The sequence below is a fragment of the Microcoleus harperi Pol14_C6 genome, from assembly GCF_036701295.1.
Taxonomy (GTDB): domain Bacteria; phylum Cyanobacteriota; class Cyanobacteriia; order Cyanobacteriales; family Microcoleaceae; genus Microcoleus.
The window spans coordinates 44,250-60,481 of record NZ_JAUBQN010000011.1 but is presented as its reverse complement, the minus strand read 5'-3'; the positions used below and the strand labels follow the sequence as shown (position 1 = coordinate 60,481).

The following is a 16,232-nucleotide window of genomic DNA, read 5'->3' as shown; positions in this document are numbered from 1 at the left end:
ACGAACAAAACGCCGAGGATTTAAATCCCTTTTATGGAGAACAAGGGAGAAATTTATACCAAATCCGATGCCCAAAAACGTAACCTATCTGCGTCTATCTGCTGTTAAAAAAATAACACTTCTTTGATAAATCCAGAAAATCAGAAAAAAGACCCTATGTACATCGGATCGGGTATTGAAAAACCTCACCTACGCTCACCAGATTGAAAAGCGCTATAAAACGCCGGTTTGTCGGCTGTAAAGCGCATAACGTCATTGGTGAGGAGGGGGGTAAACAAGTAGGGCGAGATAGGTTATAGGATTATTTTTTAAGCTGCCCCTGTTGCCAAGTTCCCTCTACTTTCGTTCCATCTGCATATAGATAAGAACCTTGACCGTGTTTTTTCCCGTTGAGGAATTCACCTTGATAGCGATCGCCATTGGCGTAAATGCAGGTACCTTTGCCGTTGAACTGACCATCGCTGAATTCGCCTTCACAGCGATCGCCATTCGCAAAAATGAAAACTCCTTTCCCGCTCATATTACCCTTGACAAAAGTGCCTTTATAGCTATTTCCATTGGCGAACTCACGGACACCTTCACCACTAAATTCTCCATTGTCAAACAGCCCTTTATAACGTCCCCCTTCTTTAAAAGTAAACAACCCCTGACCTTGAAGGTTGCCCTTGACAAACTCTCCTTCATAGCGGTTGCCGTTTGGATATTCGCGAACCCCTTTACCGTGAAACTGCCCTTCACTAAATTGCCCATCATAACGGCCTCCTTCAGCAAAGGTATAAATTCCCTGCCCGTGAGGTAGATTATTCAGCAACTCTCCTTCGTAGCGGTTCTTATTCGCATATTGACAGACGCCTTTGCCGTTAACTTTTCCTTCTTTAATATCTCCTTCGCAACGAGTGCCATTACTGAACGTAAAAGCCCCTCGGCCGCTGGGAGAACTATTAGTAAAAGAGCCTTCGTAACGAATGCCGTTAGTTGAGGTAAAAGTTCCTGTACCGTCGAACTCACCGTTTTTGAAAGTTCCTTCGTAGCGGTTGCCGTTAGCAAATTCACGGACACCTTGACCGTTGAATTCACCCAAGGCAAATTCTCCTTGGTATCGGCCTTCTTCTTTAAAGGTATAGATGCCTTGACCGTGAGGTTTGCCGTTGAGAAATTGGCCTTCGTAGCGATCGCCGTTGGCATATTGACAGATGCCGGGGCCGCTGAGTTTTCCCTCACTCAATTCTCCCTCGCAACGTCCGCCATCGGGTAAAGTAATTACTCCTGCCATTGCGCTGTGAGGGTTGGCAAACAACACAGCGATTCCCAAGTTGGAACCAAGTAATAGAGCGAGTCCAAATCGCTGAAGTTTACTTAATATTGCTGACGACATTCCCAAATTCATAATTCACAAAAAATTCAACTTTTAACTTTGCTATTCTTTGGACAGTGCTATAGAATTCCCAGCCAAATTGCTAGAGTCTCAAAAAAATCCCTAGTCAGTGAGATCGAAGATAATGGATATTTTTTCTCCTTGAAAGCCACTCTCTGATGGGGCATATTTCCTTTCTTCTACTGTTTTCATCGCTGCGCGATTCAAATCGTTGTATTTGCTAGGAGTCAAGATCTTGATGTTGAATGTCTTACCGTTGGGGTCAACGTCACAAATGAGATCCACTCGGCCTTCGCGCCCTTCTTCTCTGGCTGCGATCGGATAGTTAGGTTTACCGCAGCCACTAATGCAAGTGCCTCCAGGCGTGCCGGGAGCGCGCGAAGGACTCCCCCCTCTTCCTGGATTTGTCGGTTTTTGCCCTGACCCCGAACCGCTTCCAGAGCCTCCGCCTCCACGACCTCCGCCTCCAGAACCTCCGCCTCCAGGGCCTCCGCCTCTAGGGCCTCCGCTTCCAGAGCCTCCGCCTCCAGAACCTGGTAAGCCAGCCGTCGCAGATCTTCCCAATCGCCCCGAACCATCCCCAAATGGCTCTGAGGAAGGTAGGTCGCCATTTTCGCTGGCGCCAGATGGTGAGTTCGAGGCACTTCCTCCAGGGCTTCCACCTCCAGGGCTTCCGCCTCCGGGACCACCAGAGGCAAGGTTTCCTAAACCTCCGATCGCATTTCCAGAATTGCCACCGCCTCCTGGCCTAGTAGCTGTGACTGGCGAGCCAGCCCCGGGCGATCGCTGTATGGGTCCGGAAGAAGGATTTAATGGCTCTGAGGAAGGTTCCCCGCTACCCTCCGAAGCAGATGGCAAGGAGAGCGGGTTATTTTTTTCAGGGCTGTCGGAGGAGTTGGGATTTCCAGCATCTTTTGTAAAGTCTGTGGAACTTTCAGCACCCTTGGGGCGAGAGGCGGTAACGGGTGGTTCGCTTTTTGGAGGATCGGGCGAAGGGGTTTCGGGTTCTTTGGCGATCGGGGTTTTAGGAGTTTCTGGGGAATTGACATCCTGTTGAGGTGGGGGGGAAGGCTCGATAGGAGTTGGTGGCGGAGTTTCCGTTAAGGGCGGCTCTTTCTTAATCTCTGGTGGTGGCGTTACCGCTACGGGTGGCTCTTCTGGAATTGGCGGTGGCGTTACCGCTACGGGTGGCTCCTCTGGAATCGGTGGTGGCGTTACCGCTACGGGTGGCTCCTCTGGAATCGGTGGTGGCGTTACCGCTACAGGTGGCTCCTCTGGAATCGGTGGAGGCGTTACCGCTACCGGCTGCTCCTCTGGAATCGGCGGTGGCGTTGCTGCTACGGGTGACTCCTCTGCGGGAGTTGGCTCTGGTGGCGGTTCTGGTTTGAAGGTCTCAGGTGGGGGAGATACCTTTTCTGGAATAACTGGCTCTGGCTGGGTTTCCTCTACTTTGGGCTCATCAAGCAGAACAACTTCAATGGGATCCTCTGCAAATTCAGCCGGTTTAACCAACTTGAGGCTCAACGGCAGCGCGACACCGTGCAGTAAGGCTGAGCCTAACAGACTGATCGCCAGAACTTTTTTGAGAGCTTCTTCTTGTTGTTGTCTTTGCGTCGCCGAAATATTTGAAAAACTCATGCCTTATCAATCTCCTTGATGGATGGGTTGGCAACGTCCTCGCTTGCTCCCCCACATAACCCGAAACAAGCTACCCACTTCCAGTTGAGCTTGCTATCAATGATGAACCTACCCATCCTATAAGAAGACTGTCACCCTTTTCAAGACTCTTGCAATTAATTTTCATTATTTTATTTTGATATAGCGAGTAGACGCTACCAATCAGCATTTCCTTTGGGTGCGCCTACGTCGCTCTCGTGGGTGCTGTCAATGTTCTCACTGTGGCAGGGCAAGCTTCCACAATGCCTTAAATACAATACTTTAGCCCGGACTCTAGTAACAAATTTCAAACTTTTCCAGTTTTTCAGAGAATATTCAGTTATTAATTAAATTAATTAAGTTTAAATATTTAAATAATATATAGTTATTAAAAAGTATGGATGATGGCTTGACAAAGGCTGAATTTTGTGGAAACCTAGTTGAGAATCTTTTAAGTTATTGAAGATTTTTGTCAAGTTCTAACGCAAATCTTTAGCAAAAAAGGACTGGCAGAAAAATCGGTCGCGATCTCGGTCGCGATCGCAGTAGAAGCATTTTGGGTAAAGACGAAGATAGTCACATACAGGTAGTGCGATCGTGCGATCGCGCTTGAGTGAAACAATTCTCCGTCTAAATCACTTGTGCCGACTTGACGCAGAAACTTTACCAGCCTTCGAGCATCGGGCTAATTGCAGCATTAGGGAGCTTGCGATCTTTCAACAGAGCTAGCGAGAGTACAAACCAATGGATAGTCTCATTTACATTTTTAAGGCCGCAGGCATTGTTGCTTGGCCGCTATTTGCCTCGTCAATCGCAGCAGTCGCGCTGATCATAGAGCGTCTTGCCTTTTGGTTTAGGGTAAATCGGCGGCAGCGGCGAGTCGTGCGGGATGTGCTACAGCTCTACAGTCAAAACCCCGATTCCGCCATCAAAAAGTTACAAGTAAACGGCGATTTGCCCCTAGCCCGGATTTTTTTAGAAGCTTTAGAATTAGACTCGCCCAACATCGAAGAATTTCGTTTGGCCCTAGAGAGTGCGGCTCAGGCAGAAATCCCTATCCTGAAGCGATTCAATACAATATTTGACACCATTATCAGCCTTTCCCCACTATTTGGGTTGCTAGGAACAGTTTTGGGGTTAATTACTACCTTTAGTTCCCTCAAACTGGGCGATGCCACGGGTACCAATGCCGCAGGCGTTACCGCTGGGATTAGCGAAGCCCTCGTCTCTACGGCAATAGGGTTAGTGGTGGCAATTTTTACGCTCCTATTTGCCAATATGTTTCGCGGGTTTTATTTACAGCAGATAGCTTTTATTCAGGAAGCCTCCGGCCAGTTAGAGCTATTGTACCGTCACCACTACGAAAAACTACCAAGAGAATCTAACTATGCGCCTACCCGATGAACCTGATAATATTCCCCAGATCAACATCGTGCCAATGATTGATGTGGTCTTCGCCATATTGACATTTCTAATTGTTTCCTCTTTGTCTTTATCCAAATCCGAGGGTCTGCCCGTAAATTTACCGAAAGCATCAACCTCTCAAGTTCAGGACTCGCCTGCTAAAATTACCGTCACTATTGATGCTCAAGGAAAATTAATGGTTGATAAAAAGTTAGTCAACTTAGACCAGATTGAGAGTACGGTGCGACAGGTGATGGGGTCAAATCAGAGTTCCTTAATTGTGTTGAATGCGGATAAAAGCGTCAATCACGGAAATGTGGTGGAAGTTATGGATAGATTACGCCGAATTAAAGGAGCTAAGTTAGGGATTGCTACCGCAAAGTAGAGAGATTCTATAATTCTAATTTGTAATTTCCTCACGCCTTTAAACTGAAATTACCCTGTGCAGATCTAGTAAAAAAGACTGTAAACCTGATTAAGAGCTAGTCCTGAATAGTCAGTACGATTCAGGACTTTATTTGATAAAGCAGTTAAAAATTAAAGTCCTTACTGCCAATAAACAGCAAGGACTTTAATTATTTATTCCTGAGTTTTAAGAACGAACATCCTTACTGCACACGTTAAATACTTGCCATCACTTCACGCGCTGCAGCCAAAGTTCGATCGATATCTTCGTCAGTATGAGCCAAAGAAGTAAATCCCGCCTCAAACTGCGAAGGAGCAAGATAAATTCCGTGTTCCAACATTCCCCGGTGAAAGCGGCTGAACTTCGTCAAATCCGACTTCTTCGCATCCTCGTAATTGTGAACCGGGCCAGCCGCAAAAAACAAGCCAAACATCCCACTAATTTGCCCGCCCCAAACCGCGTGTCCGGCTTCCTTAGCAATTTTTAGCAATCCGTCGGACAGTTTTTTGGTAATCTTATCCAACTGTTCGTAAGTGCCGGGTTTTTGCAGCAATTCCAAAGTCTTAATCCCAGCAGTCATCGCCAAAGGATTTCCCGACAGCGTACCCGCTTGATACATCGGGCCTGCAGGAGCCACCATCCCCATAATATCCCGCCTTCCCCCGTAAGCTCCCACCGGCAAACCGCCACCGATAACTTTACCCAAAGTAGTCAAATCCGGGGTGACACCGAATCTTTCCTGAGCTCCGCCGTAGGCGATGCGGAAACCGGTCATTACTTCATCAAAAACTAACAAAGCACCGTTATCTTTAGTAATTTCCCGCAAACCTTCGAGAAAACCTGCATCCGGGGTAATAAAACCGGCATTCCCCACCACTGGTTCGAGAATTACACCTGCTATCTCGCCGGGATTTTCGGCAAATAAAGCTTTGACTGCTTCTAAGTCATTGTAGGGAGCGTTGAGGGTATTGGCAGTAGTGGCTTTCGGGACGCCTGGGGAGTCGGGAAGGCCCAGAGTTGCGACGCCGGAACCGGCTTTTACCAAGAACATATCGGCGTGCCCGTGATAGCAGCCTTCAAATTTAATCAGTTTATCGCGTCCGGTGAAAGCTCGCATCAGCCGCAAAACGGCCATACAGGCTTCGGTGCCGGAGTTGACAAATCGCACCATTTCAATGCTGGGAACGGCATCGATGACCATTTCGGCCAGTACGTTTTCCAACAGCGATGGTGCGCCGAAACTCGTACCTTTTTCTAAAGATTCGTGCAGGGCTTTGATGACTTCCGGGTGGGCGTGGCCGCAGATGGCGGGGCCCCAAGTACCTACATAGTCGATGTATTGGTTTTCGTCAACGTCCCAAATATAGGCTCCTTTGACTCGATCGAATACAATGGGCTGTCCGCCTACAGATTTGAAGGCGCGGACGGGGGAACTGACGCCACCTGGCATCAACTTTTGGGCAGCGGCGAAAATTTCTTCGGATTTGGTCGTTTTCAAGGTTGTGGAAACCAATGTTTTCTCCTTAGTGAAGGTCTGTTGTTGGTAGGATACTTTTATAGCGACTTCAGGATAATGGTTAGGTCGATTCAAGGAAACTATGTTAATAGATTTTAGGGTACAAACCAATGAGTAGCAATACTAGCTTGGGTTTTTCAGGCTTTGTAGCACCGGCATCGATCGCCCTAAAGTGTAATATTTTGTAAAATAGTTCTTGACAATTTGTCCATCACTTCCTCAATCTTCTCTCTTCTCTTGCTTTGCGTCCTCTGCGTTCTCTGCGGTTAATTAAAAAAAATCTCCGACAGGAAAGCGTTAATATATATTACCAAGTTGAAAAAAAATTATGTCTACTACTGATTTATCGAGTTTGAGCCGATCGATCCCAATTGAAAAGATTCGTTACGACGATCGCGGTTTAGTGCCTGCGATCGTCCAAGATTATTTGGACGGTACGGTGTTAATGATGGCCTGGATGAATCGGGAGTCGCTGCAAAAAACGCTCTCTACCGGGCAAACTTGGTTCTGGAGTCGATCGCGCGCCGAATTTTGGAACAAAGGGGCGACTTCGGGACACGTTCAAAATGTCAAAGGGCTGCGTTACGACTGCGATAGCGATGCTTTGCTAATCACTGTCGAACAAGTTGGAGATATTGCTTGTCACACAGGAGAAAGAAGTTGTTTTCACCAAGTTGATGGGGAAATTTCACCGCCGCCTGGGGATATGTTATCTCAATTATTTGCGGTAATTTGCGATCGCCGCGACAATCCTAACGAAAGTTCTTATACTTGCAAGTTGTTTGAGGGTGGCGACAACAAGATTCTCAAGAAAATTGGCGAAGAATCGGCGGAAGTTGTAATGGCTTGCAAGGATGACGACAAAGAGGGGATTGCTGGGGAAGTTGCGGATTTATTTTATCACGCTTTGGTTGCTTTGGCTCACCATGAAGTTGATTTGAGAGAAGTTTACCGCAAATTGGGCGATCGCAGAAAATAGTCAATAATTGATTGTAGGCTTGTAGTGAGGACTTCAGTCCTCTTCCTCAAAACTCGATCTAGAATCTGCAAAACTAAGATAACAGACACGACACCCAAAGCCAAACCAACTAAAAATTATCCACCTTCAGCAGGCTAGGGGCAATTCATCAATTGCCCCAACAGAGATGATTCTCGCGACTCTAGAAACTAAAAGTAGTGCGAAGAACTCCCACCCCTACAGTATCATTATCCTTAGTACCTTCAGGATTGAACAACACAAAAGCACCCGGTGTAATGCTGATATTATCGTTAACTTTGAAACGATAATAAGCTTCCAAATGATAAGGAGTTGCCTTATTTGCCTGAAAACGAGCACCGCCACTTACCGAATCCCGATCCAAAGGCTGTCCAAACAGAATACCTGCATTATTGCCCTGTGCGAACAAATCTCGGAAATGGAAACCTACCATCCAACTGTTAAAAGTTGTAGAAGCATTGCTTCTTTCAGCATCAGCAATTATCCAACCTCCATAGGTAGAAACAGCTAATTTCGGAGAAAGTCGCCAAGTTGCAGTACCGCCAAACGAATTCATCCTCACCCCGCCGGTAACAGGTTGTCTATCTCTTCCCAAAATAGAACCCAAATCCGCATCAGATAATCCTGTGGCAAGAATATTCAATTGGTGGCGGCTGTAAGCGTAATTCAGACCAATGTCAATGCTGCTAGTTGGTTTAATCGTTAACTGTGCCGCAGCAACGGTACTCCCATTAAATAAACCCGCCCCCAACGGAGTAGCTGGAAAGCCTAAATCGTTGGGCAAAGCAGCATTTACACTGCCGTACAAAGCTGTAAGATTGACTTTTTTGGAAACGTTCCAAATAAACCCACCTGCCGATGCCAAGCCACTGCCTGAAGTGCCGCCGGATACGCGCACTACAGGGTTGTAACCTCCAAACCTAGAAATAGATTCTTGCCCTTCTCCAGCGAAAGGAGTGATGGCTTGAAAAGCATCCGAAGTTTCAGCTTTCGGGCCCGCGAATAGAGTGATGCTGTTAGAAACTGGAAAAACGTAAAGCAGTTTGTAAAGTTCAACAGTATTGGCGCCAATGCTAGATAAATTCTGAGGATTGATTCCGGGGAATTGCGGCTCAAAACTCAGCCTTGCCTGACTGTCAGACAAACCGCTAAATGCGCCCGTTGACAAACCCAAATCAGGCCCGAAGCTGCGAATGTTGTAAGCTTGCAAGCCTGTGATTAGGGTATCTTTGCCCGTGAAACTGGTCAGCAGATTCAGCCGCAGTCGGTAGTTAAAGACTGTCTGAGTATCGCTGTGATTGTTTTTGGTAGTATCGGCAACACTAAAAATAGCTTCGCCTTTGAGTTTAGTTGTTGTCGAAAATTGATTGGCTTCTAATTCAGAGGTACGGGCTTCCAAAGCATCGACTCGGCCGCGCAAAGTCGCTAATTCTGCTGCAAATTCTTCTTGCAGTCTTTGGAGTTTTGTTAAGTCTTCTTTTGTCGCTAAGTTACCTGTACCTCCTCTAATTAGCTCGGTAACTTTATCCAAGCAAGCATTTAAACCGGCGGCAAATTCGTAACGAGTCATTGCCCGATTGCCTCGGAACGTGCCGTCAGGATATCCCGCTATGCAGCCGTATCTTTCGACTAAAGATTGCAGGGCTTGAAATGCCCAGTCGGTCGGGCGCACGTCGGAGAGTTGAGATACAGATGTTACTTGTTGTAGTTCGCTGGATTCTGAAGTTTCGCTGTTGGTTGCTGCGGGTTCTAAGGAAGCGCTGTTTTCGATTTCAGCTAACTTTTCGGAAGTAGAAGTTTCTGTTTGGGCAATTACTGGTGCAGGGTTAGGGGTGGGAATGACAGATGTTTTTTCTTTGACTTCTGCTGGTGTCTGCGAGTTTTGGGAAGGGGCAACAGATACTTGTTCTGTGACTTCTGCTGGGGCTGGGTTAGCTGGTTTTTCGGCTAAGTTTAATGAGTTTTCCCCGGGATTTTCTGCGCTTAATGCTGCTGTTTCGGGCAGATTCAGGCTGGCAGTTTCTTGGGGGAGATTGGCGAGTGGATTGGTTGTTGAGACGGTGTTGTCAACTTGCAGACCCTCAACTAATTTTAACTCGGATGTTTCAGGGGCTTTGACCTGATTTTCAACAGTTGTATTCAGGCTAATTTTAGCCTCTGACTCTTTTAACTCTTCAGTACCTAATGTTTTTTGATCGGCAGGAGGCATGGCTGCCAATGGTAAAGAACTGGCAAGTATATACAGTAAACCTACTGCGCCCGCACTAAATAGTAGATGTGTTTTCACTAGAACTCCTCACAAATTTGATTGTAAAATTGCTATTAGCTTTCTAGGAATTGTAAAACTATTTGGTATCGCCAACCACAAAGTTTTGAGTTAATATTTTTTATAGGTCTAATAAAATAAGTAAAACAACTGCCTGCTATCAGAGCTTAAGACCGCTAGGCATTTTTTGCGAGTTATTTATCTATCGGGTGGGTTACTTTATCACAAAAGTTGTATTTTAGCAATTATTTTTTCAACATTCGATCGAGCTTTTGCAAAATAACCACAGCCGCAATCACACTCAAAGCCAAACCCAACCAAAAATTATCCGCCGCCCATTTACCTCTATCCAAAGCCAAACCGCCCAGCGGCGGCCCGATTAAATAGCCGATCGCCCAACACTGAGAATTAACCGCCAAATACACGCCGCGTAAAGAATCGGGCGCTAAATCCACCACCAAAGCCGAAGCAAAAGGCGTATAAGCAACAGTCGCAACCGACAAAAAGCTCAAGCCTAAAACAGCTAAAAATAGATTGCCAGTTGCAGCCATTCCCGTCAAGCCGATCGCAATAAATCCCATTCCCCATAGCAGCGCAGAAATCATCAAAGCTTTCGGGTGGGAAAACGGCCTCAAAGCTTTAACAACCGGCAGTTGCAAAGCCACAGTTAAAAACGTGCTAAAAGCAAACAAAACGGTAATTGTACCTGTTGAAAAGCCTTTTCCCGATGTCCCCACCGCGACAAACTTGCTAAAGTACAGCGGCATTGTGGTTTGGATTTGGGAAATATATAACGTGAACAGAGTATTTACTAAAGCATAAACTAGAAGACTTCGATCGCTCAGCGCCACCATCCAGCCATTTTCCCGATTTTTTTTGCCTCTATCCGCTGGATTAGCTGGTTTGTAGGTTTCGGCGATCGCGATCGCCACCACCGCAAACAGCACTAAAAACGAGATACCATCAATAATAAAGAGCGATCGATAATTACCCGTTACCGCAATCAACCAACCGCCCAAAATAATCCCAACTTGCAAACCCAAATTATCAGCCAGCCGCGTCAAAGCAAAAGCTTCCTGGCGCTGTTCACCTTCCGTTAAATCCGCCACCATCGTCTCGGTTGGAGGCCAATACAAACCCACACCCAAACCCATCAGTAAATTGCCCGCAATTAAGCCAACGAAATCATTAGTCGCCGCCAGTACAAAAGAAGCGGCAGCCGAAATAATTGCCGCCAAGAGTAAAGTTCGCCGCCTTCCCCAAAATTTTGAATCACAAAAAGAACCGCCCAAAATTCTGCCGAATATTCCCGAAACTGAACCGCTACCCAAACCAATCCCAACAGCAGTAGCAGATAAACCGACGCCATCGACAAAAAATATCGGCGCGTAAAATAAAGTAAAACCGGTGCCGCTTTGGGAGAGGAATCTGCCGGCGGCAAGAATCCAGACTTGAGGGGGGAGACGGGGCAACCAAGAGGATAATTGAAATTTAGGCATATACAGTTAAATTAGGAGTTATTTCTGGACGCAGAAACCTGGTTTTTTATAAAAAATACGTTACCGTGTTTAATCAGAGTCAAAAACAGGTGTCTTTGGTAGCAGTGCATAAGTCCTGTGAGTAATTATTAATTTATTCCGTACTTTTTCCGAATTAGTATTAGTTAACCGATGTGATGACAAACATAAGTGAGCTTAACAATTCTTCAGGGTATGTTACACAAAAGTTACCATTAATTTAAAAATACTTAACAGAATTTGAGAAAAAAGTTAGTTAAACTCTAGAAAAGGCAGAAGAAAATTTTAGAGGGTCTAATTATATGACAGCTATTACAACATCAAGAGTGGAATCAATCAAACCGCGCTGGCAAGCAATTGTCATGGTGGCCCTAATTTTCTGGCTCAGCGGTAGCCTGATTTTGGATTTAGTAATTATGCCCAGTCTCTACGTATCTGGCATGATGACATCTCCCGAGTTTGCAACAGCCGGAAATTTAATGTTCTGGGGATTCAACCGCGTTGAGTTAATCTGTTCAGGCCTGGTGGCAACGGGTTTGATGGTTTTGAGCAATTTAGTCAGTGACTTCGGCAAGCGCAGCCGCACAGCAATCTTACTATCATTGGTACTTCTAGCGATCGCCCTGGTTGACACCTACGCCCTGACTCCCCAAATGAGCGCCTTGGGAATGCAGCTAAATCTGTTCGATTCCGCAGCAGAAGTACCCGCCGGGATGAATCTACTGCACCAAGGCTATTTTGCATTGGAAGCACTGAAGTTGGCTGTCGCCGGTACCCTGATCGGCTGGTGCTACCAAAACCAAGCGTAATTGACACAATACTCAGAGCTTGAGTTGAGAAAAACTCAAGCTTTAGCAGCGGGCATGAATTCACGCCCGCTGCTAATTTTTGAAATTTTGACGTGCTCGTAAACTAGGCTGGAATTGCAGGCATTAGCTCTCCTACGGATTTAATACTCATCGGCGTTAATCTGTGTTTATCTGCCCTCATCTGCGGTTAAAAAAATAGAATGTATTAACCGCAGATGACAATGGATTGACGCAGATTCACGCAGAGATCTAGAAGAGAGATAGGAATAATTCCGATGCTAACAAATTTGAGATAACTATATTTGCGAGTTTTTTGACCGCCCAAAAACGGATACTTGCGAACGACTCCTGTTGTGGAGAGAGCAAAATTTTAGACTCTTGTTCAAACTCCCAGATTCATCTGTGGAATAAATCTAAAATCTAAAATCGACTGACGCCACGCCCTACTCGGATGCTTCCGGTAAATCTGCTTTTGGCCACAGCAAGCGCAAACCCATTACCGCAAATCCGATCGCCGCGAGTCCCTTTACCAGTCGTTCCGGCAACACCTCTGCCGTGCTGAAGCCGATCGCCACGCCGATTAAACTCGCCAGCAGCAGCGCCGACGCCGTACCGAAAAATACAGCCCGCGGCGAGTTACAACTGCTGCCTAGGGCGATCGCAGCTAATTGACTTTTGTCTCCCAATTCTGACAAAAACACTGTAATAAAACTGATTCCCAAAAGTTGCCAGTCCATGTTTTTTTAGTTCTTAGTTAGCTATTGTAGAAATCTAGGACTTACCGACAGGCAGACAATTAACCCAGCACTTCCCACAGCAGAACCGCCGAAATCGCCAGTAAAATCACTCCGGCTGCTCTCTCCAAAGTTCTCGGAGCAATCCGACTAGCCAGCCATCTTCCCAGCAACACCCCCAGCAAACTGGTTGCTATCAAAGCCGAACCCGCACCCGCAAACACGATCCAAGGATTTCGAGATTCAGCCGTCATCAGCAAAATTGCGAGCTGAGTTTTGTCTCCAATTTCAGCTAAAAAAATAGTTGCAAAAGTCGAAGCAAAAATTGCCCAGTGCTTCGGCTTCAGTTTCTTTTGTTCCTGACAAATATCGGGATTTAGAGTCACTGAGAGTTCAGCGGGCTCCGGGGTTAAAGCAGCACAAATCTCAGTAACCTCTTTTATTTGTAGTTGTACCTGTTGTGGCAAATCATAATTGAGGTTTACTGAGTCAGAAGCAGACAAGCTTGGCGGAACAGAATCAAGTTTCACAGGCAATGAGTGCTAAAAGCTATTTATTTTTGACTTGTACTTTTGATTCTAACTTTCTCTGTGCCTGCTTTTACCAAACCAGGGTCATCTTTTTTGCCGCAGATTTCAGCAACTGATTCCTGGAACAACTTACCGCACCCAAAAAGGCATACGAGCCCCCAGATCGATCTGTCGAGTCAATCTAAAATCTAAAATTGGCTGACGCCTACAAGCCCCCAGACTTATCTGTCGAGTCAATCTAAAATCTAAAAGCTAAAATCTAAAATTGACTGATTGACTGGTTTATGTGCCGTAAGTTCGATCGCCCGCATCTCCCAAACCAGGTACAATAAAGCCCTGTTCGTTGACTATTTCGTCGATCGTTGCCGTGTAAATCATCAAACTCGGGTACTCTGCACTCAGCCTCTTCAAAGCTGGAGGAGCAGCCACCACAGAGATAATCCGAATCAAGCTTGGGTCAATTCCCCGTGCAGTCAATTCCTGCATAGTCGCTATAATCGTGCCGCCAGTTGCCAGCATCGGCTCGCTAATTATCACCCGCGTTTCCGGGTTAAACTGCGCCGGCAATTTGTTCAAATAACAAGTCGGTTGCAGCGTCTCCTCATTTCTTGCCATACCGAGGTGGTAAACCGAAGCCAGCGGCACAACCGTCTGAATTCCTTCGAGCAGTGCCAAACCCGCCCGCAAAATCGGTACCACAACTAACGGAGCTTCCGGGTTGATAAAAGTCGCCGGACATTCTGCCAAAGGCGTCTGCACTGTGGTTTCGACTATCGGCAGCCATTCTCGAATCGCCTCGTAAGCCAGCCACCTTCCCAATTCCGTCATCGCAGAACGAAAAAGTACCGATGGGGTGGCGGCGTCGCGGGCAACAGCCAGCCAGTGTTTAATTAACGGATGTGGAGGAACGTAAACGCGCAGTTGCAGGGACATTAGGAAATTGGGGAGAGTGCTAGGTTTGAGGGATGTTATGCGGTGCGATCGCTCCTCTTCGTTGGCGTAGCCCCCGTAGGGGCGGGCTTCCCCAACGGGCGAGCGATCGCTCTGTGCAACTTATCACATCCTTGATGGCGCATACAAGCCAGAGATTGAGTTAGAACCCCTTCGCCGATCGACCTCCATCAGCTTATTGAAATATTTTTCCAATAGTATTGACATAAATTAGCAATAAGGTTATAGTGATTTTTAGTGTTCTCCTCTCAAAGGATCGGCAGACGGGGGCAGTCGGCAATGGTAGACTGTTCCCGCATTTTTTTTTGAAGCTGGGGCGTTGGGAATCGGGAATCGGGAATCGGGAATCGGGAATCGGGAATCGGGTAATTAATATTCGTTCAACATCTGCCTTCAACATCTGACGAATGCCTGACGATCGATAATTAATCCGTGTATCCGTATCAAAATCCGTGTCGTGCCTTCTTCCTTCTAGAGCGATCGACTGTAATATTATGGAAATTATTAAGATTTTTAACCTAATGTCAGCTCCTACCCAATCCCAGTTATTTTCTTCCAACTCCCACCCTACACAGCAAGAGTTTGATGTGATTGTCATCGGTTCCGGCATTGGTGGACTCGTAACGGCCACCCAGCTAGCCGCTAAGAAAGTCAAAGTTTTAGTGCTCGAAAGCTATACAATTCCGGGGGGTAGCGCGGGATATTTCGATCGAGAAGGCTACAGATTCGATGTCGGCGCATCCATGATTTTTGGTTTCGGACAGCGTGGCACCACCAACCTCCTCACCCGCGCCCTGAAAGCCGTCAACGTCACCCTAGAAACGATTCCCGACCCCGTACAGCTTCACTATCACTTACCCAGCGGCTTAGAACTTGAAGTTCCCCAGGCTTATGATAAATACTTGCAAGAATTAACAGACAGGTTCCCTCACGAACGCGAAGGAATCCACAAATTTTACGGTGAATGCTGGAACGTCTTCAACTGCCTCAACGGGATGGAATTGCTATCTCTAGAAGAACCCGGATATCTCGTCCGAGTCTTTTTTCAGAATCCTTTAGCCTGTTTGGGATTAGTAAAATATCTGCCTCAAAATACTGGCGACATTGCGCGGCGCTACATAAAAGACCCTACTTTGCTGAAATTTATCGACATGGAATGCTACTACTGGTCTGTAGTACCTGCAGACTTGACGCCAATGATTAACGCCGGAATGGTATTTTCCGACAGACATTACGGTGGCATCAATTATCCCAAAGGCGGAGTCGGTCAAATTGCCCAAAAATTAGTAGAAGGATTAGAAAAATGCGGCGGGAAAATTCAATACAAAGCTAAAGCGAAAAAAATTATTACAGAAAACGGCCGCGCTGTCGGAGTCGAGTTAGCCACCGGCGAAGTTTACCGGGCCAAGCGAATTGTTTCTAACGCCACGCGCTGGGATACTTTTGAGAAATTGCTGTCTGCCGAAGAGATGCCCGCTAGCGAGAAAAAATGGCAGCAGCGCTATCAAAAAGCCCCCAGTTTCTTGAGTTTGCATTTGGGAGTAGAAGCAAGCGTAATCCCTGCTGGTAGCGCCTGCCACCACATTTTGTTAGAAGAGTGGGATAAAATGGAAGCGCCAGAGGGAACTGTTTTGGTGTCAATTCCAACCGTGCTTGACCCAGATTTAGCTCCTGCAGGATATCACATAGTTCACGCTTTTACTTCGAGTTGGATAGAACAGTGGGAAGGACTTTCGCAGCAGGAATATGAGGATAAAAAAGAAGAGGCGGCAGGGAGAATTATTGAAAGATTAGAAAAGATATTTCCCGGTTTAGATGCCGGTCTGGATTATATGGAAGTGGGGACAGCGCGTTCTCACCGGCGCTTTTTGGGGCGCGAAGACGGAACTTACGGGCCGATTCCGCGACAGAAGTTAATGGGTTTGCTGGGAATGCCGTTTAATCGAACTTCTATGCCTGGTTTGTATTGTGTGGGTGACAGTACGTTTCCCGGACAGGGTTTAAATGCCGTGGCGTTTTCTGGGTTTGCTTGCGCGCACCGCATTGCGGTTGATTTGGGTTTTTAGGGCTA

13 protein-coding genes are annotated in these 16,232 nt (G+C 46.6%); 5 read left to right on the top strand and 8 right to left on the bottom strand.

All coding sequences use genetic code 11. The features are described from left to right. Positions 1–301 precede the first annotated feature (301 nt). Both QUA27_RS10770 and QUA27_RS10765 read right to left on the bottom strand, forming a co-directional pair. A complete protein-coding gene (locus tag QUA27_RS10770; protein WP_333067935.1) occupies positions 302–1,387 on the bottom strand; it encodes a hypothetical protein in 1,086 nt (361 codons plus the stop codon). 90 nt (positions 1,388–1,477) lie between these two features. Continuing rightward, on the bottom strand, positions 1,478–3,013 hold the full coding sequence (locus QUA27_RS10765) for an energy transducer TonB (RefSeq protein ID WP_333067934.1): 1,536 nt from the start codon (positions 3,011–3,013) through the stop codon (positions 1,478–1,480). 762 nt (positions 3,014–3,775) lie between these two features. Between QUA27_RS10765 and QUA27_RS10760 the strand changes: the two genes are divergently transcribed. Further along, on the top strand, positions 3,776–4,435 hold the full coding sequence (locus QUA27_RS10760) for a MotA/TolQ/ExbB proton channel family protein (RefSeq protein WP_333067933.1): 660 nt from the start codon (positions 3,776–3,778) through the stop codon (positions 4,433–4,435). Beyond that, a complete protein-coding gene (locus QUA27_RS10755) occupies positions 4,419–4,820 on the top strand; it encodes an ExbD/TolR family protein (protein WP_333067931.1) in 402 nt (133 codons plus the stop codon). Before QUA27_RS10760 ends, QUA27_RS10755 begins: the two co-directional genes overlap by 17 nt. Positions 4,821–5,055: 235 nt before the next feature. On the opposite strand, the gene hemL is transcribed toward QUA27_RS10755, so the two are convergent. Beyond that, positions 5,056–6,354 (bottom strand): glutamate-1-semialdehyde 2,1-aminomutase, encoded by a 1,299-nt coding sequence (gene hemL, locus QUA27_RS10750; RefSeq protein WP_333067929.1) that lies wholly within the window; start codon positions 6,352–6,354, stop codon positions 5,056–5,058. A 331-nt stretch (positions 6,355–6,685) separates the two neighbouring features. Here hemL and hisIE point away from each other — a divergent pair, with 331 nt between their 5' ends. Beyond that, on the top strand, positions 6,686–7,336 hold the full coding sequence (hisIE, locus tag QUA27_RS10745; protein ID WP_333067928.1) for a bifunctional phosphoribosyl-AMP cyclohydrolase/phosphoribosyl-ATP diphosphatase HisIE: 651 nt from the start codon (positions 6,686–6,688) through the stop codon (positions 7,334–7,336). 181 nt (positions 7,337–7,517) lie between these two features. Here the strand turns inward: hisIE and QUA27_RS10740 are convergent, their stop codons facing one another. Together QUA27_RS10740 and QUA27_RS10735 are read right to left on the bottom strand one after the other, a co-directional pair. After that, positions 7,518–9,641 (bottom strand): iron uptake porin, encoded by a 2,124-nt coding sequence (locus tag QUA27_RS10740; RefSeq protein ID WP_333067927.1) that lies wholly within the window; start codon positions 9,639–9,641, stop codon positions 7,518–7,520. 224 nt (positions 9,642–9,865) lie between these two features. Further along, a complete protein-coding gene (locus QUA27_RS10735; protein WP_333067925.1) occupies positions 9,866–11,119 on the bottom strand; it encodes an MFS transporter in 1,254 nt (417 codons plus the stop codon). A gap of 320 nt (positions 11,120–11,439) precedes the next feature. Between QUA27_RS10735 and QUA27_RS10730 the strand changes: the two genes are divergently transcribed. Next, the gene (locus QUA27_RS10730) at positions 11,440–11,946 is read left to right on the top strand and encodes a hypothetical protein (protein WP_333067923.1); all 507 of its coding nucleotides are present in this window, start codon (positions 11,440–11,442) and stop codon (positions 11,944–11,946) included. Between the two features lie 443 nt (positions 11,947–12,389). Here the strand turns inward: QUA27_RS10730 and QUA27_RS10725 are convergent, their stop codons facing one another. The 3 genes from QUA27_RS10725 to upp form a co-directional block, all read right to left on the bottom strand. Next, complete coding sequence (locus tag QUA27_RS10725; protein ID WP_190658036.1) at positions 12,390–12,683, bottom strand: TMEM165/GDT1 family protein; 294 nt, start codon at positions 12,681–12,683, stop codon at positions 12,390–12,392. Between the two features lie 59 nt (positions 12,684–12,742). Then, the gene (locus QUA27_RS10720; RefSeq protein WP_333067921.1) at positions 12,743–13,210 is read right to left on the bottom strand and encodes a TMEM165/GDT1 family protein; all 468 of its coding nucleotides are present in this window, start codon (positions 13,208–13,210) and stop codon (positions 12,743–12,745) included. Between the two features lie 282 nt (positions 13,211–13,492). Next, positions 13,493–14,143: a uracil phosphoribosyltransferase gene (gene upp, locus QUA27_RS10715; RefSeq protein ID WP_333067920.1), complete on the bottom strand. Its 651-nt coding sequence runs from the start codon at positions 14,141–14,143 to the stop codon at positions 13,493–13,495. A 539-nt stretch (positions 14,144–14,682) separates the two neighbouring features. On the opposite strand from upp, the gene crtH reads away from it, so the two are divergent. Next, the gene (gene crtH / locus QUA27_RS10710; RefSeq protein WP_333067917.1) at positions 14,683–16,227 is read left to right on the top strand and encodes a carotenoid isomerase; all 1,545 of its coding nucleotides are present in this window, start codon (positions 14,683–14,685) and stop codon (positions 16,225–16,227) included. The last annotated feature ends 5 nt before the right edge of the window (positions 16,228–16,232 follow it).

Coding starts and splice junctions, on each gene's coding strand:
- QUA27_RS10735 (WP_333067925.1), bottom strand. CDS start 11,119: ATGCCTAAATTTCAATTATCCTCTTGGTTGCCCCGTCTCCCCCCTCAA.
- hisIE (WP_333067928.1), top strand. CDS start 6,686: ATGTCTACTACTGATTTATCGAGTTTGAGCCGATCGATCCCAATTGAA.
- crtH (WP_333067917.1), top strand. CDS start 14,683: ATGTCAGCTCCTACCCAATCCCAGTTATTTTCTTCCAACTCCCACCCT.
- upp (WP_333067920.1), bottom strand. CDS start 14,143: ATGTCCCTGCAACTGCGCGTTTACGTTCCTCCACATCCGTTAATTAAA.
- QUA27_RS10730 (WP_333067923.1), top strand. CDS start 11,440: ATGACAGCTATTACAACATCAAGAGTGGAATCAATCAAACCGCGCTGG.
- QUA27_RS10770 (WP_333067935.1), bottom strand. CDS start 1,387: ATGAATTTGGGAATGTCGTCAGCAATATTAAGTAAACTTCAGCGATTT.
- QUA27_RS10755 (WP_333067931.1), top strand. CDS start 4,419: ATGCGCCTACCCGATGAACCTGATAATATTCCCCAGATCAACATCGTG.
- QUA27_RS10765 (WP_333067934.1), bottom strand. CDS start 3,013: ATGAGTTTTTCAAATATTTCGGCGACGCAAAGACAACAACAAGAAGAA.
- QUA27_RS10760 (WP_333067933.1), top strand. CDS start 3,776: ATGGATAGTCTCATTTACATTTTTAAGGCCGCAGGCATTGTTGCTTGG.
- QUA27_RS10725 (WP_190658036.1), bottom strand. CDS start 12,683: ATGGACTGGCAACTTTTGGGAATCAGTTTTATTACAGTGTTTTTGTCA.